This window comes from Collinsella sp. CLA-ER-H2 (assembly GCF_040092405.1).
Classification (GTDB): Bacteria; Actinomycetota; Coriobacteriia; order Coriobacteriales; family Coriobacteriaceae; genus Collinsella.
On sequence record NZ_JBBNLO010000010.1, the window covers coordinates 14336 to 37622 of the forward strand.

The 23287-nt window shown below is 60.5% G+C and carries 19 protein-coding genes; 8 read left to right on the forward strand and 11 right to left on the reverse strand.

The window, feature by feature from the left end:
* Window positions 1-53 precede the first annotated feature (53 nt).
* Both AAAX59_RS04255 and AAAX59_RS04260 read left to right on the forward strand, forming a co-directional pair.
* Window positions 54-755, forward strand: coding sequence for an ABC transporter ATP-binding protein (locus tag AAAX59_RS04255; protein WP_118328239.1), 702 nt, complete (start codon window positions 54-56; stop codon window positions 753-755).
* Between the two features lie 5 nt (window positions 756-760).
* Entirely contained in the window at window positions 761-3526 is a 2766-nt protein-coding gene (locus AAAX59_RS04260; RefSeq protein ID WP_349070785.1) for an FtsX-like permease family protein, read from the forward strand.
* Between the two features lie 537 nt (window positions 3527-4063).
* Here AAAX59_RS04260 and AAAX59_RS04265 read toward each other — a convergent pair.
* Both AAAX59_RS04265 and AAAX59_RS04270 read right to left on the reverse strand, forming a co-directional pair.
* Window positions 4064-5143: an ATP-dependent 6-phosphofructokinase gene (locus AAAX59_RS04265; protein ID WP_117821054.1), complete on the reverse strand. Its 1080-nt coding sequence runs from the start codon at window positions 5141-5143 to the stop codon at window positions 4064-4066.
* Between the two features lie 140 nt (window positions 5144-5283).
* On the reverse strand, window positions 5284-6369 hold the full coding sequence (locus tag AAAX59_RS04270) for a carcinine hydrolase/isopenicillin-N N-acyltransferase family protein (RefSeq protein ID WP_349070787.1): 1086 nt from the start codon (window positions 6367-6369) through the stop codon (window positions 5284-5286).
* Window positions 6370-6530: 161 nt separating this feature from the next.
* Here AAAX59_RS04270 and AAAX59_RS04275 point away from each other — a divergent pair, with 161 nt between their 5' ends.
* Window positions 6531-7916, forward strand: coding sequence for a M18 family aminopeptidase (locus AAAX59_RS04275; protein WP_349070789.1), 1386 nt, complete (start codon window positions 6531-6533; stop codon window positions 7914-7916).
* Window positions 7917-8167: 251 nt separating this feature from the next.
* Here AAAX59_RS04275 and AAAX59_RS04280 read toward each other — a convergent pair whose 3' ends face one another.
* The 3 genes from AAAX59_RS04280 to AAAX59_RS04290 all read right to left on the reverse strand — a co-directional run bounded on the left by AAAX59_RS04280 (window position 8168) and on the right by AAAX59_RS04290 (window position 11065).
* Window positions 8168-9103, reverse strand: coding sequence for a D-2-hydroxyacid dehydrogenase (locus AAAX59_RS04280; protein WP_349070792.1), 936 nt, complete (start codon window positions 9101-9103; stop codon window positions 8168-8170).
* Between the two features lie 133 nt (window positions 9104-9236).
* On the reverse strand, window positions 9237-10124 hold the full coding sequence (map, locus tag AAAX59_RS04285) for a type I methionyl aminopeptidase (protein WP_349070795.1): 888 nt from the start codon (window positions 10122-10124) through the stop codon (window positions 9237-9239).
* Between the two features lie 164 nt (window positions 10125-10288).
* A complete protein-coding gene (locus tag AAAX59_RS04290; protein ID WP_349070797.1) occupies window positions 10289-11065 on the reverse strand; it encodes a radical SAM protein in 777 nt (258 codons plus the stop codon).
* Between the two features lie 225 nt (window positions 11066-11290).
* On the opposite strand from AAAX59_RS04290, the gene AAAX59_RS04295 reads away from it, so the two are divergent.
* The 3 genes from AAAX59_RS04295 to AAAX59_RS04305 all read left to right on the forward strand — a co-directional run bounded on the left by AAAX59_RS04295 (window position 11291) and on the right by AAAX59_RS04305 (window position 14549).
* Entirely contained in the window at window positions 11291-12088 is a 798-nt protein-coding gene (locus AAAX59_RS04295; RefSeq protein ID WP_349070799.1) for an alpha/beta hydrolase, read from the forward strand.
* 200 nt (window positions 12089-12288) lie between these two features.
* A complete protein-coding gene (locus AAAX59_RS04300) occupies window positions 12289-14169 on the forward strand; it encodes an HD domain-containing phosphohydrolase (protein ID WP_349070800.1) in 1881 nt (626 codons plus the stop codon).
* A 23-nt stretch (window positions 14170-14192) separates the two neighbouring features.
* Window positions 14193-14549 carry an Hpt domain-containing protein gene (locus AAAX59_RS04305; RefSeq protein WP_055286833.1) on the forward strand — a complete coding sequence of 119 codons (357 nt, stop codon included), beginning with the start codon at window positions 14193-14195 and terminating at the stop codon, window positions 14547-14549.
* 105 nt (window positions 14550-14654) lie between these two features.
* On the opposite strand, the gene AAAX59_RS04310 is transcribed toward AAAX59_RS04305, so the two are convergent.
* The 6 genes from AAAX59_RS04310 to AAAX59_RS04335 all read right to left on the reverse strand — a co-directional run bounded on the left by AAAX59_RS04310 (window position 14655) and on the right by AAAX59_RS04335 (window position 21407).
* Window positions 14655-15464, reverse strand: a complete 810-nt coding sequence (locus AAAX59_RS04310; protein ID WP_349070801.1) for a gamma-glutamyl-gamma-aminobutyrate hydrolase family protein — start codon at window positions 15462-15464, stop codon at window positions 14655-14657.
* Between the two features lie 87 nt (window positions 15465-15551).
* Window positions 15552-16316, reverse strand: a complete 765-nt coding sequence (locus AAAX59_RS04315; RefSeq protein ID WP_006234892.1) for an amino acid ABC transporter ATP-binding protein — start codon at window positions 16314-16316, stop codon at window positions 15552-15554.
* Between the two features lie 36 nt (window positions 16317-16352).
* A complete protein-coding gene (locus AAAX59_RS04320; protein ID WP_349070803.1) occupies window positions 16353-17186 on the reverse strand; it encodes an amino acid ABC transporter permease in 834 nt (277 codons plus the stop codon).
* Window positions 17183-17842, reverse strand: a complete 660-nt coding sequence (locus tag AAAX59_RS04325) for an amino acid ABC transporter permease (protein ID WP_022094657.1) — start codon at window positions 17840-17842, stop codon at window positions 17183-17185. The genes AAAX59_RS04320 and AAAX59_RS04325 overlap by 4 nt, the downstream gene beginning before the upstream one ends.
* A 138-nt stretch (window positions 17843-17980) precedes the next feature.
* Window positions 17981-18976 (reverse strand): glutamate ABC transporter substrate-binding protein, encoded by a 996-nt coding sequence (locus AAAX59_RS04330; RefSeq protein ID WP_349070804.1) that lies wholly within the window; start codon window positions 18974-18976, stop codon window positions 17981-17983.
* A gap of 649 nt (window positions 18977-19625) precedes the next feature.
* On the reverse strand, window positions 19626-21407 hold the full coding sequence (locus AAAX59_RS04335; protein WP_349070805.1) for a 1-deoxy-D-xylulose-5-phosphate synthase: 1782 nt from the start codon (window positions 21405-21407) through the stop codon (window positions 19626-19628).
* A gap of 228 nt (window positions 21408-21635) precedes the next feature.
* Here AAAX59_RS04335 and AAAX59_RS04340 point away from each other — a divergent pair, with 228 nt between their 5' ends.
* Both AAAX59_RS04340 and AAAX59_RS04345 read left to right on the forward strand, forming a co-directional pair.
* Complete coding sequence (locus AAAX59_RS04340) at window positions 21636-22172, forward strand: HD domain-containing protein (RefSeq protein WP_349070807.1); 537 nt, start codon at window positions 21636-21638, stop codon at window positions 22170-22172.
* Between the two features lie 3 nt (window positions 22173-22175).
* Entirely contained in the window at window positions 22176-23195 is a 1020-nt protein-coding gene (locus AAAX59_RS04345; protein ID WP_349070808.1) for a putative ABC transporter permease, read from the forward strand.
* The last annotated feature ends 92 nt before the right edge of the window (window positions 23196-23287 follow it).

The window sequence follows — 23287 nt, forward strand, 5'->3', positions numbered from 1 at the left end:
CGGTGCGAAATGGGTAATACTAAAGAGTTATCCGACCAGATGGGAACCAATCGATGGCCTATATCGAATTCAAAGATGTCATCAAGGCATACGGCGAGGGCGACGCCCGCATTCACGCACTCGACGGCGCGAGCTTTACGGTCGAGCGCGGTGAGCTCGCCATTATCCTGGGCGCCTCGGGTGCTGGCAAGACCACGGCGCTCAACATCCTGGGCGGCATGGATACGGCGACTTCCGGCACCGTGACGGTGGACGGGCGCGACGTGAGCTCCGCCAACGAGGCGCAGCTTGTTGAATACCGCCGCGCCGACGTCGGCTTTGTCTTCCAGTTCTACAATCTGGTTCCCAACCTGACGGCACTCGAAAACGTTGAGCTCGCAGCTCAGATCTGCCCCGATTCGCTCGATGCCGAGCAAACGCTTTGCCAGGTTGGCCTGGGCGACCGACTCGCTAACTTTCCGGCGCAGCTTTCGGGCGGCGAGCAACAGCGCGTGTCCATCGCCCGCGCGCTGGCCAAGAACCCCAAGCTACTTTTGTGCGACGAGCCCACGGGTGCACTTGACTACAAAACCGGCAAGCAGATCTTGCAATTGCTGCAGGACACCTGCCGCAAACAGGGCATTACGGTCATTATCATCACCCACAACTCCGCTCTCGCGCCCATGGCCGATCGCCTGATTCGCTTTAAGAGCGGGCGCGTGGAGAGTGAAACGGTCCAGCAAAATCCCGTGCCTATCGAGACGATCGAGTGGTAGCGCCCATGGACCAAGACCGCCAAAACAGCCTACGCCGCGACGCGCAGAACACGGAGCGCGAGCAGGATTTTACGACCTACCGCACTGCCCAAAGCTCAAACGATATGGTGCCGACGGTTTTTCGCCGTGGCATCTACCGCACAATCCGAGGCAGCCTTAAGCGCTTCCTGTCCATTGTGGTCATCACCGCGCTCGGCGTGAGTGTGATGTGCGGTCTTAAGGCGGGCTGCGAGGATCTGTGCGATTCGGTCGACGCCTACTTTGACCAGCAGAATGTCTACGATATCAACGTCCAGTCGACCTATGGCCTGACCGACGATGATCTCGCCGCCATCCAAGAGGTCGATGGTGTCGAGACGGCCGAGGGCATCTACACCGAGACCGCCTACACCGCCGTGGGTACAACGCGCGAGCGCGTGGTCGTGCAGAGTCTCTCCAAGGAGAACATCGATCAGCCGGTGCTCGTGAACGGCGATTTGCCCGAGAGCGCCGATGAAGTCGCGGTGACTTCGAAGTTCCTGAAGGCATCGGGCAAGAAAATCGGCGATACCGTGAGTTTTGCCGCCAATGACGCAAGCTCGTCGAACCAAAGTGCCAAGGATCAGTTTGCCGCGGGCGATTGCACCATTACGGCCGAGGTCCTCGACCCCACCGACGTGAGCTCCGACTCGACAGTCAACGCCTTTCGCGCTGCTTCGGCTGCGGACTATAAGTTCTATGTGAGCGAGGATGCCGCGACATCTTCTTCCTACTCCGCGATCCGCGTGACCGTCGAGGGAGCCAAGAGCCTCAACTCCTATTCAGATGCCTATACGACAAAGATCAACGAGGTCAAGGGTAATATCGAGAAGATCCGTGAGGAGCGTGAGAAGGTGCGCGCTCAGGAGCTGACGGTTGACACGCCGGCAAGCTTGGATGCGGCCGAGCGCCAGGCGAATATGCTCTTTGGGATTGAACAGGACAACATCAACCGCATGCCCCAGGGCAGCGAGGAGCGTGTCCAGGCTCAGGCCGACCTGGACCAGCGCCGCGCCGCCGCCAACCAACAATTCGCCGATGCTCGCGCCGAGATTTCCGATTTGGGCGAATGCACCTGGTACATCCAGGACCGCGGTAACATCGCAAGCTACTCGAGCGTCGAGAGCGACAGTTCTTCGATCGAGGCCATCGCCACGGTTTTCCCATTTATCTTCTTTGTCGTCGCCGTGCTCATCAGTCTTACCACCGCCACACGCATGGTCGAGGAAGAGCGCACGCTCATTGGCCTGTACAAGGCGCTCGGCTATTCGAGCGGGCGTATTCTGTCCAAATACGTGGACTACTCGCTGTGGGCGTGTCTGATCGGCGGCGTGCTCGGCAACATCATCGGATTTGTGGGCCTGCCGCTGTTCCTGTTTACGGTGTTCGACGATATGTACTCACTGCCCCAGATGCTGCTTTCGTACGACATCGTGTCCTCGATCGTTTCGGTGGCGCTGTTTGCCGTGGGCGTGGTGGGCGCCACGATTATCGCCTGCCGCCACGAGATGGCCGAGACCCCGGCCTCGCTTATGCGTCCCAAGGCCCCGCGCGCTGGCTCGCGCATCTTGCTTGAGCGCATCGGCTTTATCTGGCGTCGCATGGGCTTTTTGAACAAGGTGGCGGCGCGTAACCTGTTCCGCTACAAAAAGCGTGCCTTTATGACCATCTTCGGTATTGCCGGCTGTACGGCGCTCGTGATCTGCGGTATGGGCATCCGCGACACGTCGGTGGCGCTTTCGCCCAAACAGTACGGGCATATCACGCGCTATGACTTGCTGGCGGTTGCTAACCCCGACGATTTTTCACAGACGTGCGCGGCATTGGATGAGCGCGGCGCGGCCAATGATTCCAACGTGACCGTGACTTCGACGCTGCCGATTATGACCGACAACGTTACCTTTACATTCGGCGGAAAGAGCGAGACCGTGCAGCTGATCGTGGTGCCCGATGACCGCACGGGTGACTTGGGCGATTACGTTCGCCTTGAGGATGAGTCCAAAGAGCCACTGTCTTTGCGTGACGGAGACGTGTATCTGAGTAAGAGTTCACAGCTGGTGCTGGGGATTCAACCGGGCGATACGGCGCACGTCCAGGATTCGTCGCTCAATGTCGCCAAGGTCAAAGTCAGCGACATTTCGCTTAACTATCTGGGCAACACGCTTTACATGACGCAGGGCACCTATGAGCGCGCGTTTGGCCGAAGCGCACGCCTTAACGGCGTCTTTGTGCTGCTTAAGGGCTCGTCGGCCGACCAGATTGCGTTTAGCAAGAATCTTAAGAGTGACGGTTGGCTTACGATTTCGAGCACGGCCGAACATTGGCAGAACTACGAGGCGAACTTTACGATTATCAATTCCGTCGTGGTGCTCGTGACCTTTATGGCGGCGTGCCTATCGTTTGTGGTGGTGTTTACGCTGTCCAACACGAATATCTCCGAGCGCGAACGCGAGCTGGCGACCATCAAGGTGCTGGGCTTCCGCCGTGGCGAGGTGCACCATTACGTCAACAAGGAGACGTTGATCCTCACGGCAATTGGCGCCGCGCTGGGCGTGCCACTGGGCGGCTTGCTGGCCGAGAGTTTTACGTACATTTTGCAGATGCCGTCGCTGTACTTTGACGTCGAAGTCGAGCCGCTAAGCTACGTGCTCGCCGTGGTGCTTTCCTTTGGCTTTACGTTTATCGTCAACCTCGCCACCAACCGAACGCTCAACAAGATCGACATGGTCGGCGCCCTCAAGAGCGCCGAGTAACCTGCCTGGGATTCAAGCTGTAGCGAGCTGTAATGTACCACAACCGCATTTTTGCATAAACCGCCCCGCCGATTGCATATTTCGGCGGGGCGGTTGCTTTTTGCCCGCGGGTACCCCAGGGGGCGGCGTGCAAATTCCGGAGAATTCAGCATCCCGGAGTCCGCGAGTGTGGGAGCGGGCGCACAAAAGCGCATTGAAAGCCTGACTTTGAGCTCCGGCGCCTCGAGGACCGCTCATTTTTTTGCAGAATGCGGCCCGCGGCGCCTGTCTCTCGCCCAAAATCCAGTATGCAGGCACCCTCGGCTGCTGAATACTCCCAAAAATGCACGCCGCATCCTACCCCAGGCACTTGCAGCAAGAAGACGAATAGCCTCGGCCTCCCCGGTTACCGCAGGAGGCCCCAGGGCTTGCCTCCCAAATCTTTCCGCAGGACGGAAGGATCCCGCCGCGCGAAGCGCACGGCGGGATCCTGACATGTCCGAGGACGATTTGGGAGGTAAGCCCTGGGGTCTCCGATGAGAGCAGTTTCGGCCGAGGCTATTCGTCGCCGAAGCTGATGCCCAACGCCTTGGCCTCGCGCACCAGATCGCTCTGGGGATCGACATACTTGAGCTTGCCGGCGACATCCTCGAGCGGCATGTGACACATCTTGCCGTCACGCAGGGCGATCATGTAGCCAAACTCGCCGCGTAGACAGCCCAGTGCCGCCTCGACGCCGCACTGGGTCGCAAAGATGCGGTCCTGGGCGTCGGGCTGGCCGCCGCGCTGCGTGTGGCCGGGGATGGCGACGCGGGTCTCGCGACCGGTCTTGGCCTCGATCTCCTTGGCGATGTCGTAGACGATCGACGGGCTCGTGCGCTCGGCGAGCTTCTTCTTGTACTCCTTCTTGGACAGCGCCGCGTCCTCCTTGGAGATAGCGCCCTCGGCGACGGCCACGATGGTAAAGCGGCTGCCGGTTTCCATGCGATGCTCAATGGTCTTGATGACCTGGTCCATGTCGTAGGGAATCTCGGGAATCAAGATGACATCCGCGCCGCCCGCGACGCCGGCGTACAGCGGGATCCAGCCAACCTTGTGGCCCATGATCTCGATAACGAACACGCGGCCGTGACTCGAGGCGGTAGTGTGGATGTCGTCGATGCACTTGGTGGCGACGTCGATGGCGCTCGTAAAGCCAAACGTCAGCTCGGTGCCCCAGGTGTCGTTATCGATGGTCTTGGGCAGCGCGATAACGTTGAGGCCCTCTTCGCGCAGGCGGTTGGCGGTCTTGGTGGAGCCGTTACCGCCCAGCATAAACAGGCAGTCGAGCTGCAGCTTATGATAGGTGTGGACCATCGCCGGCACCTTCTCGACACCATCGGCCTCGGGGGTATCCAGACGCTTGAACGGTGTGCGGCTCGTGCCCAGGATGGTGCCGCCGCGGGTGAGGATGCCGCTAAAATCGGCGGGCGTCATGACGCGGAACCTGCTGTAGATAAGGCCCTGATAGCCGTCCTCAAAGCCATAAATCTCGATAGGCTCTTCGCTATTGGTCATAAGCGTTTTGACAATGCCGCGCATGGTGGCGTTGAGCGCCTGGCAGTCGCCGCCACTAGTAAGAAGACCGATTCTAAGCATGGTGAATCCTTCCGGGCAAGTTATAACATGCGCATAAGTTTACCCCCGCACACTGTTGATACGGGGGTAAAACGTGTTAGCTCAAATGTATGGAAATGTAAGCAACGTCAGGCCAGCGTAAGGACGACGGTGCCAGCTCCTTACAGCGCGAAGGCATCGATGTCGCCCCAGTGGCGGCGCAGCGTGATGGCGGCAGCGGGCTCGGTGTTGTCAAAGACGACCGACCACTGCGTGTTGCTGGTGATGTCTTCCGGATTGGGCTCTTGCGCCGCAGCGCGTAGGGCCTTCCAAGCGACTGCCTCGTTCTGGGCACCGACATGGGCGTCAAGGACATCGGCGATTGCGACGGCGCGCTCTTTACCATGGCCCAGCTCGCCATTCTTTTGGTTGGGCAGCACTTCGTCGCCATAGCAGGCATAGAAGTTCGTAACCTGGCGTACAGGAGTCGCTTTGAAAGCGCGGTCCGGATCGCGCGGATCCCACTCTACTACGCGCGCGTCACCGGCGGCGTCGTTGATAAAGAAGTGGTAATCGCGTCCTGCCATAGCGTGCATGTCGTAGGCGGAAAGCAGGTCGACAGCTTCTTGCGTGGTGGCGGCACGGTCGAGCACCAGGCGGATGGCGAGCGAGGTATTGATGGCGGGGCGTTGCGTGTCCTGGTCACAGGGCTTGGAATCCAGGGTGAGTACGGCAATGGACACGCCGCATTCATTAACACCGTCGAGCTGGGCAAACGGGCCCATCAACGCCGCGGCGCGTCCGGTGATGGAGTCAAGCGGAGTGTTGGCGCCCAGGTTATTGAGGGCGGCAAACCCGATGGAAGCATAGCCGCCGCGTGGGTGATTGCGCACCAGCAGCGCCGAGGTGTCGTCCTTAAAGTCGTAATTGAGACCGGTGCGCACGCGGCCTTCGGCATCTACGGCGACAAAAGCGCTGCAGGCAAACTGGGGCGCCTGGACATGTGCCGGCACACCGGGCAGCACCTGCGCCACCACGGCATCGATGTAGGCCTGGTCGTCGCGCACGCCAGCGGCGATGATGCGATCAAGATCGTAGTCGTAGGCGATGTCGATTGCGTACAGGTCATAGCCATCCGCGTAGCCGGTCAAGCGTTTGAGCGACGCGGCGGACTTGATTTGCTTGTGATAAACGATACCGGTGGCAGCGGCAAGGCCGACGGCGACTCCCGCGACACCGCAGGCGATGGCAATGTTACGTGGCTTCATGACGACTCCTCTCGTCCTGTTAGCGCAATTGTCGCAAAAGGAACGCGGGCATGATGGCTCAAGTTGGTGAGCGGCGCGGAATTAAGCACGGAATGAAGAGTGCGGCGCTGGCGTGGCGGGGTATGCTGGAGGGGACCATCAACCCAGCGAAAGGGGAGAGCATGACGGATCAGGAAACGCCCGAGCGCGCGCATGTGACGGCCGATGATATCGAGGCCGCCAACGACCTTATCGACTTTATCGAGGCATGCCCCAGCATGTTCCATACGGCGGCAACCATTATGGCCGAGCTCGACGAGGCGGGTTTCACCTATCTGCCCGAGAATGCGGCGTGGGACATCGAGCCGGGCGGGCGTTATTACACGCAGCGCAATACCTCGAGCGTCATCGCCTTTAAGGTGGGCGAGGACCTGGCCGCGACGTGGGGCGAGGACGGCGTTGCGGGTGACTATCATTTTCAGCTCACGGCGTCGCACAGCGATTCGCCGACATTTAAGGTCAAGGCTGTGCCCGAACTCGACGGCGCGGGCGAGACGCTGCGCCTGAACACCGAGGCATACGGCGGCATGATCGACTACACCTGGTTCGACCGCCCGCTGGCGCTCGCAGGCCGCGTGCTGGTGCGCGAGGGCGACCGTATCGAGAGCCGCCTGCTTGCCACCGAGCGCGAGGTCGCTATCATTCCGAGTCTTGCCATCCACATGAACCGCGGCGTTAACGAGGGCTTTGCTCCCAACCGAGCCGTCGACCTGTGCCCGCTCATCAGCGCCGGCGAACTCAAGCAGGGAGATTTTGATGCCCTGATTGCCGATGAGCTGGACGTTGAGCCCGAGCAGATCCTGGGCCGCGATCTGTTCCTGGTCAACCGCCAGGATGCGCGCATTTGGGGCTGGGCTGACGAGTTCATCTCGACGCCCAAGCTCGACGACCTGGCCTGCGCCTACACCTCACTGCAGGCATTTTTGGGTGCCGAGAACGCGCGCGACGTCTCGGTCTTCTGCTGCTTTGATAACGAGGAGGTTGGTTCCGAGACCAAGCAGGGCGCCATGTCGACGTTCTTGGCCGACGCATTGCGCCGCATTAACGGATCGCTGGGCTTTGACGACGAGTCGTATCATCGCGCCCTTGCCGCATCGATGCTCGTGAGCTGCGACAACGCGCATGCCGTGCACCCCAACCACGCCGAGAAGTGCGATGCGCGCAACCAGGTTGTGCTCAACGGCGGCATCGTCATCAAGGAAGCCGCCAACCAGCACTATTGCACCGATGCCTTTAGCCGCGCGGTGTTCCAAGCCATCTGCGATGATGCCGACGTGCCCACGCAGGCCTTCGCCAACAAGAGCGATATGGCGGGTGGTTCTACGCTGGGCAATCTGTCGAACATGCAGGCGAGCATGCATGCCGTGGACGTGGGCCTGCCGCAGCTTGCCATGCACTCGAGCTACGAGACCGGCGGCGTGCGCGACGTCATGTACGCCATCCGCGCCCTCACAGCCTTCTACGAGCGAAACCTAACCATCAACGGTGCCGAAAGCGTGGAGCTCTAAAACCTGCTAAAAGGGACAGGTTTATTATGCAGGTTTATCTGGGCAAATGCCGCAAAGCCAACAGCTGGACAGAATTGTTATGACACCGCAGGTTGAGCAAGCGTCAGCGAGCGATGTCCAGAGCGAACAAGTTGGCATGAAAAAGGCAAGGCATAGACCTTCTGGTCATGCCTTGTCTTTTGAATGACAAATTGTCGTTCTGGGCGGCGCGCAGCGTCGACCGGTCCGCCGTTCGTTAGAACGGCGGAACCCTAATGCTCGATCCAGCAGCGAAGCGTTTCGCCCGCCTGCAGGTGACGCAGATTCTCCGCGGCGATGTCGACGACGTTGTTGAGCGTGGCGGCCAGGTGGAACCAGCCCGAGATATGCGGCGTAATGAGCATGTTAGGCGCATCCCACAGGGGGCTTGTCTCAGGCAGCGGCTCGGGGTCGGTGACGTCGACTGCGGCGCCGGCGAGATGTCCCGACTCCAGAGCGGCAACCAAATCGTCCGCAACTACGAGGTCGCCGCGGCCGCCGTTGGCAAAGAAGGCGCCCGGTTTCATCGCGGCGAAGAACTCGGCGTTTGCCAGGCCGCGGGTCTCGGGTGTGCTCGGCATAAAGGATGCGACGATGTCAGCTTCCGCCAGGCGCTCGGACAGGGCGTCCATGCCGTCCATGTCTTCAAACACAATGGGGTAGACGAGTGGATGGCGCTTGATGCCGCGGACGTGCGCGCCCATGTTGCGGCAGAGCGTGGCGAAGTGGCCGCCGATATCGCCCGCGCCCAGCACCAGCACATTGGCGTTTTTGAGCGAGGTGACCGGCCCCAAATCCTCCCAGCGATGCTCGCGCTGCAAGTCGTGATAGCCGGGCAGGTGCTTCATCATGGAAAGGACCATGGCAAACATGTGCTCGCTCACGGCCTGGCCGTAGGCGCCGATTGAGCAAGACAGCTTGGCTTCAGCCGGCACGGTGCCGGCGGCGAGATAGTCGTCATAGCCGGCGGTCTGCAGTTGCAGCAGCTGGAGGTGCTCGCATGCGGTCAGCAGGGAAGGGTCGATGTTGCCCAAGATCACGTCGGCATCGGCGACCTGCTCGCGCGTGATGGCGTCGGCACTCGTGTAGATAAAGTCCTCGCCCGGAGCGCTCGACTCAAGAATTGCGCGATGACGGTCGTTGACGGGCAACAAAACCAGGATGTTCACAAACGGTCCTCTCCGCCCAACCTGCCAAAAGGGGACAGGTTTATTTTGGCAGGTTTTATCAGGCAAAACGCTATAAAAACGCCGGGCTTCGCGATGGTTAACATATCCATCGCGAAGCCCGGCGCATCCACGGCTACCAGCTCAGCAGCTCGTAGCCGTCCTCGGTCACCACGAGCTGTACCTCGCACTGGGCCGAATCGCTGCCGTCCTTGGTGCGCACGCACCAACCGTCGCCCTTGCTGATCTTGATGTCGGGCGCTCCGGCGTTGACCATGGGCTCAATGGTAAAGACCATGCCCGGAGCCATGATGGTGTCCACATCGGGCGCCTCGGTGGTAAAGCCCACAAACGGGTCCTCGTGGAACTCCTTACCGATGCCGTGTCCGCCGTACTCGCGCACCACGCTAAAGCCGGCGTCCTCGACCGTCTTTTGCACGGCCTCGGCCATAACGGACAGTGGTAGCCATGGCTTGACGGCCGCCAGACCCGCCTCCACGCTGGCACGGGTGACTTCGACCAGGCGCTGGCGCTCGGCCGAGACCTCGCCGATGCAGAACATACGGCTCGAATCACTAAAGTAGCCGTCCAAGATCGTGGAGCAGTCCACGTTGATGATGTCGCCCTCACACAGGACGTCCGTGTCGCAGGGAATGCCGTGGCAGACGACGTCGTTGATCGAGGTACACACGCTCTTGGGGTAGCCCTCGTAGTTGAGGTCGGCCGGCGTGCCGCCGTGCTCGACGGTGTAGTCGTAGATCATCTGGTCGATCTGGTTGGTGGTCATGCCCGCGGCGATGTGCTCGCCCACGTAATCGAGCACACCCACGTTGATGGCGGCCGAGCGCTTGATACCCTCGATGTCGGCAGGCGTCTTGTAGAGCGTGCGAGGCAGGACGTTCCAGCCCTCCTCCCACAGACGCTCGAGGCGCTCGTCGAAGGCGCTGTGACATTTCTTATATTTCTTGCCGCTGCCGCACCAGCAAGCGTCGTTGCGGCCGGGCACAGGTCCCTTGTCAAACATGGCTAACTTCCTTTCATCCGCAGCTAGTATAGCCCACTAACATGCCTATATGAGTTGCGGTGATATAGTTCCGATTTAAGCGGTTTAACGGCATAAACAGGAACTGTATCACCGCAACTGATGACGTGAGAGGGGGCGCTGGCCGCCTGAATCGTAGTCGCGTGCTAGTAGCTCACCTGGCAGGGGATGCCGAGGGCTTGGACGCGTGCGGCGATGGCGTCGAGCGCCTCGGGCGCTGCTTTGGCAAGGCCGGCGACCGGCGTCTCGCGCGCCACCGTGTAGATGGTCGCCTCCTGCGGGCGGATGCGCTCGAGCGCTGCGAGCCAGGGGCCGACGTATTCCTCGCCGGTGTTGTCGACGGACTTATCCTGGTACTCGCCGGTCAAAAAGATCGTCTGGATAATGACGTGGCCGTCAAAGCTCGCGAACGTCTCGATTTGGTGCTCAACGTCGTAGGGGCCAACAGGCTGGTCAAGCAGCTGGATAAATGCCGGGTCAACGGTATCAAGCTTAAGAATATTGTCGTCGACCATCATGAGCGCATCGTGCACCTCGGGGCGGTCGGCACGCGTGCCGTTGGAGAGTACGGCAATCTTGGTGCTCGGAGCCAGCTGGTCGCGCAGCGCTACAGCGCCGGCGATAGCCTGCGGAAACTCCGGGGCAGCGGTGGGCTCGCCGTTGCCGGCAAACGTAATCACGTCGGGGAGCTCGCCCTCGGCTGCCATCTCATGCAGCTTGGCCTCCAGAGCGTCGAGCACCACGGCAGCGGTGTTATACGGCTCGTGACAGGGGCGCTCGGCGTTGAGACCGTTTTCGCAGTAGATGCAGTCAAAGGTGCAAATCTTGCCGCTAGCCGGCATCATGTTGACACCAAGCGAGAGGCCAAGGCGACGGCTGCGGACGGGCCCAAAGATAGGGCTGGCATTCAAAAACGTAGACATAGGCATATGCTCCTCAAGACAGTTGTGCCTTAGCATAGCATCGGCGCCAACGCTTGGTCCGGGCTTGTGCTTTGCAGGTTTCGATTTTTTACTCTGCCCTTGATGCTGCGCTATGAAAGCTTTCGAGTCGGGTACAGTTAATCTGTTAACAAAGCACAAGACGATGAGCATCTGTCCGGAGCTGCCGGCGTGCGTCTGGATGAGCATTGATGATGGGGATACAACATGGATTTTACGGTTGAGAATGCGGGCACCACGATTGCCTGTCGCGAGTATGCCGGCCCGGACGTGCCGTCCGATGCGCCTGCCCTGGTATGCGTGCACGGTGCCTGCGTCGACGGCATCTTCTTTGACGGCATTGCTTGCGAGCTCAGCCATGACTACCGCGTAATTACCTACGATCGCCGCGGCTGCGGTGAGAGCAGCGATGCTGCGGACGGTCGCTATGACCTCGCCACCCAAGCTGCCGACCTGCAGGCCGTTATCGAGTATGTCGGCCCTGCGGCAAACGTGCTCGCGCACAGCGCCGGAACGCTGGTGGCCCTGGAACTTCTTCGTACAAACCCGGCCGTCGTCTCGCGAGCGATTCTGCATGAGCCCGCCGTGACGGGTGAGGGTGCCGGTCTGGGTGCAGCTCCGGTTTTGCTCGATATGATTGCGGCGGGGAAGGTCTCGAGGGCATTGAGGGCCTTTCTGGGCGCCATCGGCGACCCAGACCCTGAGGCCCCCAAGACAACTGAAGCGGAGGCCAAGCATGCCCTGCGCAACGGCCGTTGTTTCATGGCGAACGAATACGGGCTCAACATGACCTATGCACCCGAATGGGAAGACATCAGCGCACCAAAGGCGGTTGCCGCTGTGCTTTTGGGCGAGCTTTCGATCGGCACATCTCGCGAGGCGGGCACGCGAACGGCGGCAGAGCTCCTGAACTGCCCACTCGTGACGATTCCCGGAGCGCATAACGGTCTTCGCGATCGCCCGGCGCCGGCGGCCCAGACCGTCCGCGGCATCCTGGGGTCGTAGCAGTCGCGCCAGCCCACTCGCAAGCGTTTCGGCGGTGTTAACAAACGCCCCCAAAACCTCGCGTCTGCACCTCCAAACATGCCGTCCGCCAACTCATGAAAATGTAACGGCATTCACGTGCTTACCTGCATCGACAAGATGCTACCCTTGTACCATTTGATGCCAACTGCTATCAAACGCAACGACTGAAAGGGCCCCATATGCTCAATAATCACGAGGCCAATCTAAGCGACGAGGAAGCTGCCGCCGAGGTTGCCCGTGCCGCGAAGATCTACCCCGTGGTACGTCTGCTATCTGCCGAACAGGTCAAGAACGAGCGTAACTGTCTGTTCGCCGGCGATCGGTGCCCTTGTCTGCGCCAGTCGAGTCTCGAGGCCTTGGCAACTTCCGATGAGATATCGGAGCAGCTGCTTAACGACGGTATCGAATACCGTGCTCGCGTGCGCTCTATGACGGTCGAAGGCGAGCCTCACGTCCTGCTGATGGCGCGCCCGATCAACGAACAAGAGGCCGCAGAAGAGGACCTTGTCTACACCGATGTGCTGACGAGCGTGCGTAATCGCCGTTATTACGAGGAGAGGCTTCGCAGCGCCCGCATGAACGCCGGCGTTGCGATGATCGACCTCGATGATTTTAGGGTCTTCAACGATACCTGCGGTCGTCATGCCGGTGACCTGGCGCTCGGTGCCGTGGCGGCGGCAATACGCAGCGGCATTCGTTCGACTGATGAGCTTGTCCGCTATGGCTGCGACAAGTTTGTGGTCGTCATGCCCAATGTCCCCTCCGATGACTTCGCCCGTCGCCTGCGCCATGTATCCGATGTCGTTCATGCCACGATTGTCCCCGGCCATGAGCATGTCAGCCTTACGGCATGCGTGGGCGGTGTTCGCATCAATGGCGAGACGGTCGATGAGGGCGTTAGCCGCGCGGTCCAATTGTTGAGCCATGCCAAGGCAAAGCCCGGTACGGTCGTGACTGACAACGACGCAATCGAGACCTTCCAAAGCCAAAAGCCCTCGATTCTTATCGTTGATGACTCCGAGATGAACCGCGTCATCCTCAACGAGATGCTCAAGGATGAGTATCGCATTCTGGAGGCTGACAACGGCCGCATGGCGCTCGACATGGTCGACCGCTACGGCGACGAGCTGTCGCTCGTGCTGCTCGACATCGTCATGCCGGGCATGAACGGCTTTGAGGTGCTGTCCGATCTGTCACGCCGGTCTGCCATGGATAACCTGCCCGTCATTATGATTTCGAGTGAAGACTCCGATGACGTGGTGCTGCGTGCCTACGAGCTGGGTGCCTCGGACTATATCAGCCGTCCGTTCGCCGCGCGCGTCGTGCGCCGCCGTGTAAGCAACACCATTCGTCTGTACGCCAAGCAGCGTCGCCTGACGAATCTGCTGGCTCAACAGTACAACGAGCGCGTCAAGAACAGTCGCATGCTCATTGACATCATGGCCGGTGTCATGGAACTTCGCAATGGCGAGAGTGGCAGGCACGTTACGAATATCGAAAAGCTGACCGAGCTGCTGCTTGGCTGTCTGGTCCAGCGTAGCGACACCATTTCCCTCGACAACGAGGAACGCTCTACGATTGCCCTGGCTTCGGCGCTGCACGATATCGGCAAGATGTCGATTGACGATGCAACTCTCAACAAACCCGGGCGCCTTACGCCCGAGGAGTTCGAGATTATGAAGACGCATACCACGATCGGCGCCGACATGTTGCTTGAGCTGGGTTGCCATCACGTCGGCAATGCGCTTATGGAATATGCGTACCAAATTGCGCGTTGGCACCACGAGCGCTGGGACGGCAAGGGCTATCCCGATGGCCTTAAGGGCGACGATATTCCCATTGCCGCACAGGTGGTTTCGGTGGCCGACGTGTACGATGCTCTGACGAGCGTGCGCGTGTACAAGGACGCTATCCCGCACAAGGAGGCGATCCAGATGATCCTGGACGGTAAGTGCGGCACCTTTAACCCGCTGTTGCTCGACTGCCTGCTCGAGGTGCAAGACCGTATTGCCGAGACGTTGGCACGCCCCGCCGACGTTGTCGCGTTTCCCACGATTTAGTTTGACCTAAGGAGTTTTAATCCATGATTTCCATGCGTGAGGCGTATGAGAAGATCGGCGCTAATTATGATGACGCGTGCGCTCGGCTGATGGGCGAGGAAATGCTTGCCCGCTTTGCCCTCAAGTTTTTGGATGACGAGAGCATGGACAAGCTGGAGGCCGCCATGGCGGCAGGAGACGCCGAAGGTGCGTTTATGGCAGCGCACACGCTCAAGGGCGTGAGCCAGAACCTGGGATTCGATAATCTGTACGAGCCGGCGGTCGTGGTGACCGAAGCACTGCGCGGCGCCGATGCCGTTGACGGCGCTCGCGAGGGAATGCATGCGTTGCAGCAGCAATATGCGGCAACGATGTCGGCTCTGCGCGAGGCGGCTGAATAAGAGCTTGCGAGCCTTGGGCTGCTTGCCGGCCACATATAGGTGAAAGGGCGCCCCGCCGGACCATGTGGCCGGCGGGGCGCCCTTATCTGTTTTGTGGTTCGCGTGCTAGTGGGCCTGCTTGACCTTGGCTGCCGCCTCGACAAACGACTTCCAGAGGTTAAAGTCGGTTTCGAGCGTCTGCCAGGTGTACTCGGGATGCCATTGCACGCCCAGGCAGAAGGGTTGGCCTTCGACTTCGATGCACTCGGGCACGCCATCGGTTGCCTTGGCGACCAAGCGCGTGCTTTTACCCAGACGATCGATGCAGCAGTGGTGTGCGGAGTTGGTCTGGATAAGCCTGTGCCCGCCAAGCGCGCGCTCCAGCAACGAGCCCGGCACGACCTCGACGGGATGCACGGGGTCGTTGAGCACGTGGGTATGGCGCCACTGCGTGCGGCCCTCGCGCGCGCCCAGGCTTGGCACGTCCATGCACAGGGTGCCGCCGGTGGCGACATTGAGCAACTGCGTGCCGCGACAGGTGGTAAAGAGCGGCTTTTTGGCGCGGAGCACCTCGCCGACCAGCTTAAACTCAAAGCTATCGCGGATCTCGCAGCAGAGGGTGGGGTCGTAGGGTCGATCATCGCCCCAACGTTTGGGATTGACATCGGGGCCGCCGGGAATGGCGATGCCGTCGGCGATATCGACGTAATGACGGATGACCTCAATGTCCTCGGTGATGGACATCTGCAGCGGCAGGCCGCCGGCGGCAAGGATGGCATCGACAAAGACGCTCGCAATCTCCTCGTTGGGGGAGAGCGTCTCGCTCAAATAGGGTTTCGCTTCTTCCCAGCGTGGTGCGACCAGGATGAGCGGACGGTCGGCGGGATCGACGTCGACGTGCGGAGTGTAGGACGATGAGGTGCGGGTTCCGATCATGGGCGTAGCTTTCGAATCCGGGTGGACATAGCACAGGGGTGGCGCGGGGCAAACGTTACTGATGAATTTGCCCGCGTGGCAATTGGGTTAGTGGCCCTTGATGGAGTTGAGGAAGTCCTGGGCGCGCTTGGTCTGGGGGTGGTCGAAGAACTCGTCGGGCGTGCCGGTTTCCACAATCTGGCCGTCGGCCATAAATACGACGCGATCGGCCACGCGGCGGGCGAAGTTCATCTCGTGCGTGATGACGATCATCGTCATGCCCTGCTGGGCCAGACGGACCATGACCTCGAGCACCTCGTTGATCATTTCGGGATCGAGGGCGCTTGTGGGCTCGTCAAAAAGCATGGCCTTGGGCTGCATGGCGAGTGAACGGGCGATGGCCACGCGCTGCTGCTGGCCGCCCGAAAGCTGTGCGGGCACCTTGTCGGCCTGCTCGGCCACGCCCACGCGGCTCAGCAGGTCCATGGCGCGCTCGCGGGCCTCGTCCTTGGAGACACCCAGCACATCGACCGGTCCCAGCATGACGTTCTGCAGCACCGTCATATGTGCGAACAGGTTGAACTGCTGAAACACCATGCCCAGTTCGGCGCGCATGCGGGCAAGATCCTTGCCTTCTTGCGGCAGGGGCTCGCCCTCGATGAGGATCTCGCCCGAGTCGATGGTTTCCAGGCGGTTGATGGTGCGGCACATGGTCGACTTGCCCGAGCCCGAGGGGCCGATCACAACGACGACCTCGCCGCGGTCGACCGAGAGATTGATGTCGTTGAGGACGTGCAGATCGCCATAGTGCTTATCGACGTGTCTGAGCTCGATCAGCGGCTGATTGCCGGTGGAAGAGGTGCTCTGTGCCATGGTGCTCGGCTCCTTATGACTCGAAATGGTAAAGCGTTAGCGGATGATGGTCGCGCCGGTCTTGTGCGAAACATAGACAGCGGCCTTGTTGATCGCGACGTTGATGAGGATGTAGATGACTGCGATCACCAGGTAGACCGATACGAGGGCGTCGTAGTTGGTAATGAGCACGCGGGCGTTTTGCATGAGGTCGGGGTAGCTCACCACATAGGCGACGGTGGTGTCTTTGACTACGACCACGAGCTGCGAAATCAACGACGGAATAATAAACCGAATCGCCTGCGGCAGCACGATTTTAAAGGTGATTTTAGCCTTGGAGAGACCGAGCGCCTGGGCCGCCTCAACCTGCCCGCGCGGTACGGCGTTGACGCCGGCACGGAAGATCTCGGCAAGTACGCCGGCTGCAGCGAGCGCGACGGGAAGCGTGAGCATCCAAAACGACGGCAGCGCGATCTTGTACTGGGGCAGCACCAAAAAGAAGAAGTAGATGAACAGCAGGCTTGGTACGCCGCGGAAGAAATCGGTGAGCACGCGGCAGGCCAGCTGCAACGGCTTAATATCGCTTGTGCGGCCGAGCATAAGGCCCAGGCCCAGCACCAGCGCGATGGCGCCTGCGGTGAGCGCGACCTTTACCGTGCCCTCAAAACCGGCAAGCAGGAACTTCCAGGTGGTGAGGTGCGTAAAGAAATACCAATAGTGGACCGAAAGCTGGCCGGTCACATAAAAGCGCTGCAGTACCAGAGCGATGAGCGCGGCCACGGCAACAAGTGAGATGGCGGTGCCGACGCGAATCTTGGCGCGCATCTTGGGGCCGGGAGCCTCGTAGAGCGCATCGCGCATGGTGAGCGCGGAGGTGGAGTGCTTGCTCATCGGAGGATCCTCACCTTCTTATCGATATAGTTGCCAATGTGGCTCACCACAAAGGCCGTGCCCAGGTAGCCGAGCGCCGAGATAAAGAACGCGGCGACGCCGCCGAGCGAGCGCGTGTTGATGTAGCTCACCACGCCGGTGAGCTCCTGCGGTTTAAGCGGCACCTGACTGCCGAGCGCGGTGGTGAGCATGACGGCGATAAAGAGGTTGGTCATGGGCAGCACGCTCGAACGCAGCGCCTGCGGAATCACGATCTTGGCGAGGATACGGCTGAAGCTCATGCCCAGCGAGCGGGCGGCTTCCACCTGGCCGACACCGACGGTGTTGATGCCGCTCATAAAGTTTTCGGAGCCAAATGCCGAGCCTAGCAGCACCGTGGCGACGATAACGCAGGTGCGGTAGGGCAGGACGACCTTGAGCGGGGGCAGCGCGTAGACGACGATGATGAGCAGCGCGATGCCGGGGATGTTACGGAAGACCTGGACATACAGGTCGCCAAAGACGCGCAGCGGCTTGAGCGGCGACACGCGCATCACGGTGACGGCGACGGCCAGCACCATGGCGATGGCAAACGACTCAAGCGTCATGCCCCAGGTTGCTAGCAGCGCGTCGATATAGTTCTGGCCATAGAGCGACCAGAGCTCGGAGAGACTCATGCGGACCTCCCGCCGGTAAGGAAAGGGGCTCCCGTGTGTACGGAAGCCCCGACAACTCAGTGAGGAAACAGTTTAGCGCAATAAAGCGCATCGTGCGTTTCCATATGGTTTCGTAGCGGCCGTTACTAGGCTCGCTGCCTAGGCGCCGATCTCGGGCAGCTCGGGAACATTGGTGTCGCCCGTACGGTCACCAATGCAGATCTGCCACAGCTCGGTCCAGGTGCCGTCATCCTCGATCTTCTTAAGGAAGTCGTTGACAAAGGCGACACCGTCGGAATCGAGCGGCAGGCCGATGCCGTAGGGCTCCTTGCTGCCGAAGGGCTTGCCGGCAATCTTGTACTTGCCGGGCTCGCGGACCAGGGCGCTCTGCTGCATGTTGTTGTCGATGACGTAGGCATCGACGCGGCCCTGCTGGAGTGCCTGACGTGCCTCCTCGTCGGTCTTGAACTCCTGCTGGCTGGCCTTGGGGGCAAACTCCTCCAGGATGGCGGGGCCGTTGGAGCCGGACTGGACGGCGACGTTCTTATCGGCCAGGTCGTCGACGCCCTTGATGTCGTCGTTATCGGTGAGCACCAGGATAGCCTGCTGGGTGTAGTAGTAGGGGCCGGCGAAGGAGACGAGCTTCTTGCGCTCGTCAGTGATGGTGTAGGTGGCAAAGACAGCGTCGACCTGGCCGTTCTGCAGGACGGACTCGCGCGTGTCCGAGGTCACCTGGGTGATCTCGACCTTGTTCTCGCCCAGAATGTAGTTGGACAGAAGCTGCGCGATGCCGGCATCGAAGCCACGGGTCTGACCGTCTTTCTCGTTGAGGAGGGAGAAAAGCGTAGAGGTCTGAACGCCACCGATCTTAAAGACGCCGGCGTCCTTGACGGCCGTAGCCCAGGTGCTGGCGGCGATGGCATCGTCATCGGCCTTGGGGCCGTTGTCGACGAGCTTGTCGAACGCCTTGGCGTCGAGCGTGGTGGAAGCCTCGGTACCCTCGGAGCTCTTGGAGGAGCCGGCGGCGGAACCCTTGTCGGCCTCGGCGCTGGTGTCGGAGCAGCCGGCAAGACCGAGGCCGGCGACGGTTGCGAAGGTGGCGGCAACGAAGCCGCGGCGGTCGAGAACGACCTGCTGGGAGAGGTTCTTGCTCATAGGAGAACACCTTTCTCAATAAAATCCCTAGCGGTTGAGTAGAGTTATACCCTATCGCGCTCAAATGTGTCAACACGAAATAACTCAGAAACATACTTGTCTTATAGGTTATTCTACCTACCAAAAAGGGACAGGTCTATTTTGGTAGGTTTTTTCTGGGAAAACGTCGGTTATTACTGCTGAGACGGCGTTTCGCGGACGGCGTGGTCGCTCGCGGCGGTCGCTATAATGGCGGCAACGCGACACATATATAAGTAAGGAGATCGCGTATGAACGGTTATTCGTTTTTCGCGCCGACCGTGACCTAAAACCACCAAAAAGGGGACAGGCACCTTTGTGGTGGTTTGGGCTGGTACGGCGGCCGGTCTCGTTGTTTTGTCTCAATCTGTAACATCTAGACGAGGAAATGGGTTCTTACTGTTACAGATCGAGATTTTATCCTTAGGGGGATTTGAATGTCTCGATCTGTAACAGTTAGGCGGCCAAAAGGTCTCTATCTGTTACAGATTGAGACAAAGGTCAGGAGCAAAGACGGTTTGTCTAGATCTGTAACAGTTAGACGGGAATTCGGGCCCTAGATGTTACAGATCGAGATAGTTGAGCTCAAAAATAAAAACCTCCGCAGGGGTGCTTCCCTTGCGGAGGTTTTTTACTCGTTCAGTAGCCTTACGGCTTCGGCGGCCATGCTCTCGACCGTCATGCCGTTCTGAGCGAGCAACTCGTTGGGGTCGTAGCGGTCGGGGAAGCCCTTGGCGATGCCGAAGGTGCGCGTGCGCACGGGCGTGCAGGCCAAGTAGCACGCGACACGCTCGCCCCAGCCACCGTCCAAGATGCCGTCCTCGAGAGTGACGACAACGCGATGCTCGGCGGCAAGGCTGTCGAGGAACTCACGGTCGAGCTCAGTTGCATAGCGCGGGTTGACGAGCGTGGCCTCGATGCCGTACTCGGCAGCCAAGCGGTTTGCCACGCGCTCGCCCAGCTCAAAGAAATCGCCAAGCGCGAGCACGGCCACGTCGCGACCCTGACGCACCACGTTGTAACGAACGGCGCCGTAATCGGCGTCCTCGGCAGGTGCCAAGTCGGGGCGGCTTACCAAGCCAATGCCCGGCACGCGAATCGCCACGGGATGCTCGCGGTGATCGAGCGACCAGCTCAGCATGGACAGATATTCCTCCATGCAGGCCGGCGCCAAGTAGTGCATGTTGGGAAGACCGCCCAGCATGGAAATATCAAAGAACGAGAGGTGCGTCTCGGATGTGGTGCCAAAGATCGACGCGCCAAATACCAGGATGGTTGCGGGGGCGTCGTTGAGGCACAGGTCGTGCCACAGTTCGTCGTAGGCGCGCTGCAAAAACGTGCCGTACACACCAAAGACTGGCTTGGCGCCCGAGCGCGCAAGCGCGGTGGCAAAGGTCACGGCGTGCTCCTCGGCAATGCCCACGTCAACAAACTGCTTGCCTGCCGCGGCGCGAAGCTCGGGTGTAAAGCCCATGATGTAGGGCGTGGCGGCCGTGATGCCCACGACCTGCGGATCGTGCTCGATGGCGGCGCTGAGCGCCTCGCCCGTAATGTCGGCATAGGTGCGAGGCGCAGGCTCGCTCGGATGGCCCGGGCAGAGCTTGCGCCCAGTCGCCATGTCAAACGGACCCACGTGGTGCCAGCGCTCGGGGTCGCTCTGGGCCGGCTCAAAGCCCTTGCCCTTGGCGGTGGAGACGTGCAGCACGATGGGATGATCGATATCGCGCAGTTCCTGCAATGCGTCGACCAGGGCCAACACATCGTTACCGGCGTCCAGATAGCGGTAGTCGAGCCCCATCGCGCGGAAAACGTTGCGCTCACAGGTACCGTTGCTGGCGCGCAGCTCGGCCAGATTGCGATAGAGGCCACCGTGGTTTTCGGCGATGGACTGGTCGTTATCGTTGACGATAATGATCAAGTTGCTGTCGAGCTCGGCGGCATTGTTAAAGCCCTCAAACGCCAGACCGCCCGAAAGCGAGCCGTCGCCAATGATGGTGATGACGTTGTACGCATCGCCCGCCAGGTCACGAGCGTGTGCCAAGCCGCAGCCCAGGCTCACCGATGTGGAGGTGTGGCCCATGGCGAACAGGTCGTGTTCGGACTCGTCGGGATTGGCAAAGCCAGAGGCCTCGCCGTAGCGTGCCGGGTCGATATAAGTGTACGCGCGCCCAGTCAGCGCCTTGTGGGCATAGGTCTGGTGTGACACGTCAAAGACAATTTTGTCGGTGGGGGAGTTAAACACGCGATGGAGCGCGACCGTAAGCTCAACGACGCCCAGGTTGGGGGCAACGTGCCCGCCGACGGCGGCGGAGCTTTCGAGGATGGCGTGGCGGATCTCGCCGCAGAGCAGCGGAAGCTCGGCGCGATCGAGAGCCTTGACGTCCTCGGGCGTTGTCGTTTGCGTAAGCAGCATCGTTGTGGGTTACTCCATGCGAATCGAGCGCCGGCGCTCCCTCGGCCGGCACAATTGCACAAGACAGTCTCGCACATTTTGGCGTTTGATATGTGACGGCGGCGCGGTAATTCGCCAACTGGTGGGGCAAAACGTTTTGTCCGATGCCATACTGGTAAATTCGATGATGATTTTATTCAATGTGTGCAGGCCGTGGCTTGCCGCCGTGAGCCGCTGGAAGGAGGCAGCATGTCCGATACCGTTCGTGCCGAGAAAATCGCGCGCGAGGTCGACGATGCCGCCCGTCAGCTTGCCCAGACGGGCGGCTTGGGCCTGACGCATGAGTTTATCCAACATGGCGATGTGACGGTCTATGCACATGTGACCTCGGTGGCACGGGCAAGTCTGTCCTTTGCCGAGCACTTGGGCCGTGCTGGCATTTCGATCGACCGTGCCTCGCTGCTGCGCGGGGCCTTGCTGCACGACTACTTTCTCTATGATTGGCACGACCCCGACCCGAGCCATCGACTGCACGGATTTCGACATCCGTTTTTTGCCCTGGCGCGTGCCGAGGAAGATTTTGAGCTGACGCCGCGAGAGCGGAATATTATCGTGCGGCATATGTTTCCGCTGGTGCCGGTGCCGCCGACGTGTCGCGAGGCGTGGATTGTTTGTCTGGCGGATAAATGGTGTGCTCTGCGTGAGACGGTCGCCGGCCGCCTGCCGCGCAAGGACGAGACGGACGATAGCGTGAGTAAAGCATCGAGTGAAAAGAGGAGAGGGTAGACGGTGGAAACCGCGATTGATATGGCGTTTGGCGGCGCGACGCTTGCCGCCTGCCCACTCTCGGCACTGGTGCTCTCGTTTGCCTTTTACGGGTTTTGCGGTTGGGTATGGGAGTCGACAGTATGCGCCATGCTCAATCACGGACGATTTGCCAACAGTGGCTTTTTGCTGGGGCCGTGTTGTCCTATCTATGGTGTGGACGGCATTGCCTGCTGGCTTTTGCTGCGCGGGATTCCGGATGCCTCGAGCCAGTTTGTCGCCGCGGCGCTTGTATGTAGCGCAATCGAGTACAGCGTGGGCCTTCTATTGGAAAAAACAACAGGCGCGCGCTTTTGGGATTACTCGCACCTGCCGTTTAACCTGCATGGACGCATCTGCCTGTACTGGGCCTGCGCGTTTGGCTTGGGTGCGCTGTGCATTTGCCGTTTAGTGGAGCCGGCATTGCTGGGGCTGCTTGGCCATCTGCCGGTGCTGATTGTGCGGCTGTCCGCCTTTATCGCCGCGGTCGCGATGATGGTCGACGCGGTGTGCTCTTTGGCCAGCTGGCGTCGCCTGTTCGATCAGCTGGAGCGTGTGCGCGCTGACCTTGCCGACCGCATCAATGAGTCGCTTGCCGATGCGTCCGACTCCATGCTCGAACGTATTCCCGATTCGGCGATCGACTCGGTGGCACAGACGCATATCCGTAGCCGTGCCGTTAACGCGTGGCTGGCCGAGCTGGGCGACGCGACGCTCGATGCCCTTCGTGAGAAGGCTTCGATGCCGACGTTTATCTCGGATGGTGCTCGCGGCTTGGCGCTCGCTGCCCGCCGCGTGGCCGATGCCGCGCCGAGCATGCCGCGTCCGTCGCTCGGTCGTCGCCTTGCCGGCAAGCGCATGAGCCGTCCGGTGCCAAGCGTGTCGCTCAGCCGCCGCGACCTACGCTTCTTTAACGCCTTCCCGCGTCTGCGCATCAATCGCTACGAAGGCGTCATCCGCGCTACCGACCTCCGCGACCGAGCCCGCGAGCTGTTCCGCCGCTAGCCGGGACGGGCACGCTCACGGCTTCCTTGCTCGCGTATTTCCCGTCCGTTTCGCGTCCGTTGCCGCGCCGTTTCCAAGATTGCGGCACCGTT

Bases quoted from the DNA above. Each gene is read 5' to 3' on its own strand.
- AAAX59_RS04305 (WP_055286833.1), top strand. From the start codon at position 14,193: ATGATTTCCATGCGTGAGGCGTATGAGAAGATCGGCGCTAATTATGAT.
- AAAX59_RS04290 (WP_349070797.1), bottom strand. From the start codon at position 11,065: ATGTCTACGTTTTTGAATGCCAGCCCTATCTTTGGGCCCGTCCGCAGC.
- AAAX59_RS04260 (WP_349070785.1), top strand. From the start codon at position 761: ATGGACCAAGACCGCCAAAACAGCCTACGCCGCGACGCGCAGAACACG.
- AAAX59_RS04315 (WP_006234892.1), bottom strand. From the start codon at position 16,316: ATGGCACAGAGCACCTCTTCCACCGGCAATCAGCCGCTGATCGAGCTC.
- AAAX59_RS04335 (WP_349070805.1), bottom strand. From the start codon at position 21,407: ATGCTGCTTACGCAAACGACAACGCCCGAGGACGTCAAGGCTCTCGAT.
- AAAX59_RS04310 (WP_349070801.1), bottom strand. From the start codon at position 15,464: ATGATCGGAACCCGCACCTCATCGTCCTACACTCCGCACGTCGACGTC.
- AAAX59_RS04270 (WP_349070787.1), bottom strand. From the start codon at position 6,369: ATGAAGCCACGTAACATTGCCATCGCCTGCGGTGTCGCGGGAGTCGCC.
- AAAX59_RS04330 (WP_349070804.1), bottom strand. From the start codon at position 18,976: ATGAGCAAGAACCTCTCCCAGCAGGTCGTTCTCGACCGCCGCGGCTTC.
- AAAX59_RS04265 (WP_117821054.1), bottom strand. From the start codon at position 5,143: ATGCTTAGAATCGGTCTTCTTACTAGTGGCGGCGACTGCCAGGCGCTC.
- AAAX59_RS04275 (WP_349070789.1), top strand. From the start codon at position 6,531: ATGACGGATCAGGAAACGCCCGAGCGCGCGCATGTGACGGCCGATGAT.
- map (WP_349070795.1), bottom strand. From the start codon at position 10,124: ATGTTTGACAAGGGACCTGTGCCCGGCCGCAACGACGCTTGCTGGTGC.
- AAAX59_RS04340 (WP_349070807.1), top strand. From the start codon at position 21,636: ATGTCCGATACCGTTCGTGCCGAGAAAATCGCGCGCGAGGTCGACGAT.
- AAAX59_RS04255 (WP_118328239.1), top strand. From the start codon at position 54: ATGGCCTATATCGAATTCAAAGATGTCATCAAGGCATACGGCGAGGGC.
- AAAX59_RS04320 (WP_349070803.1), bottom strand. From the start codon at position 17,186: ATGAGCAAGCACTCCACCTCCGCGCTCACCATGCGCGATGCGCTCTAC.
- AAAX59_RS04295 (WP_349070799.1), top strand. From the start codon at position 11,291: ATGGATTTTACGGTTGAGAATGCGGGCACCACGATTGCCTGTCGCGAG.
- AAAX59_RS04300 (WP_349070800.1), top strand. From the start codon at position 12,289: ATGCTCAATAATCACGAGGCCAATCTAAGCGACGAGGAAGCTGCCGCC.
- AAAX59_RS04325 (WP_022094657.1), bottom strand. From the start codon at position 17,842: ATGAGTCTCTCCGAGCTCTGGTCGCTCTATGGCCAGAACTATATCGAC.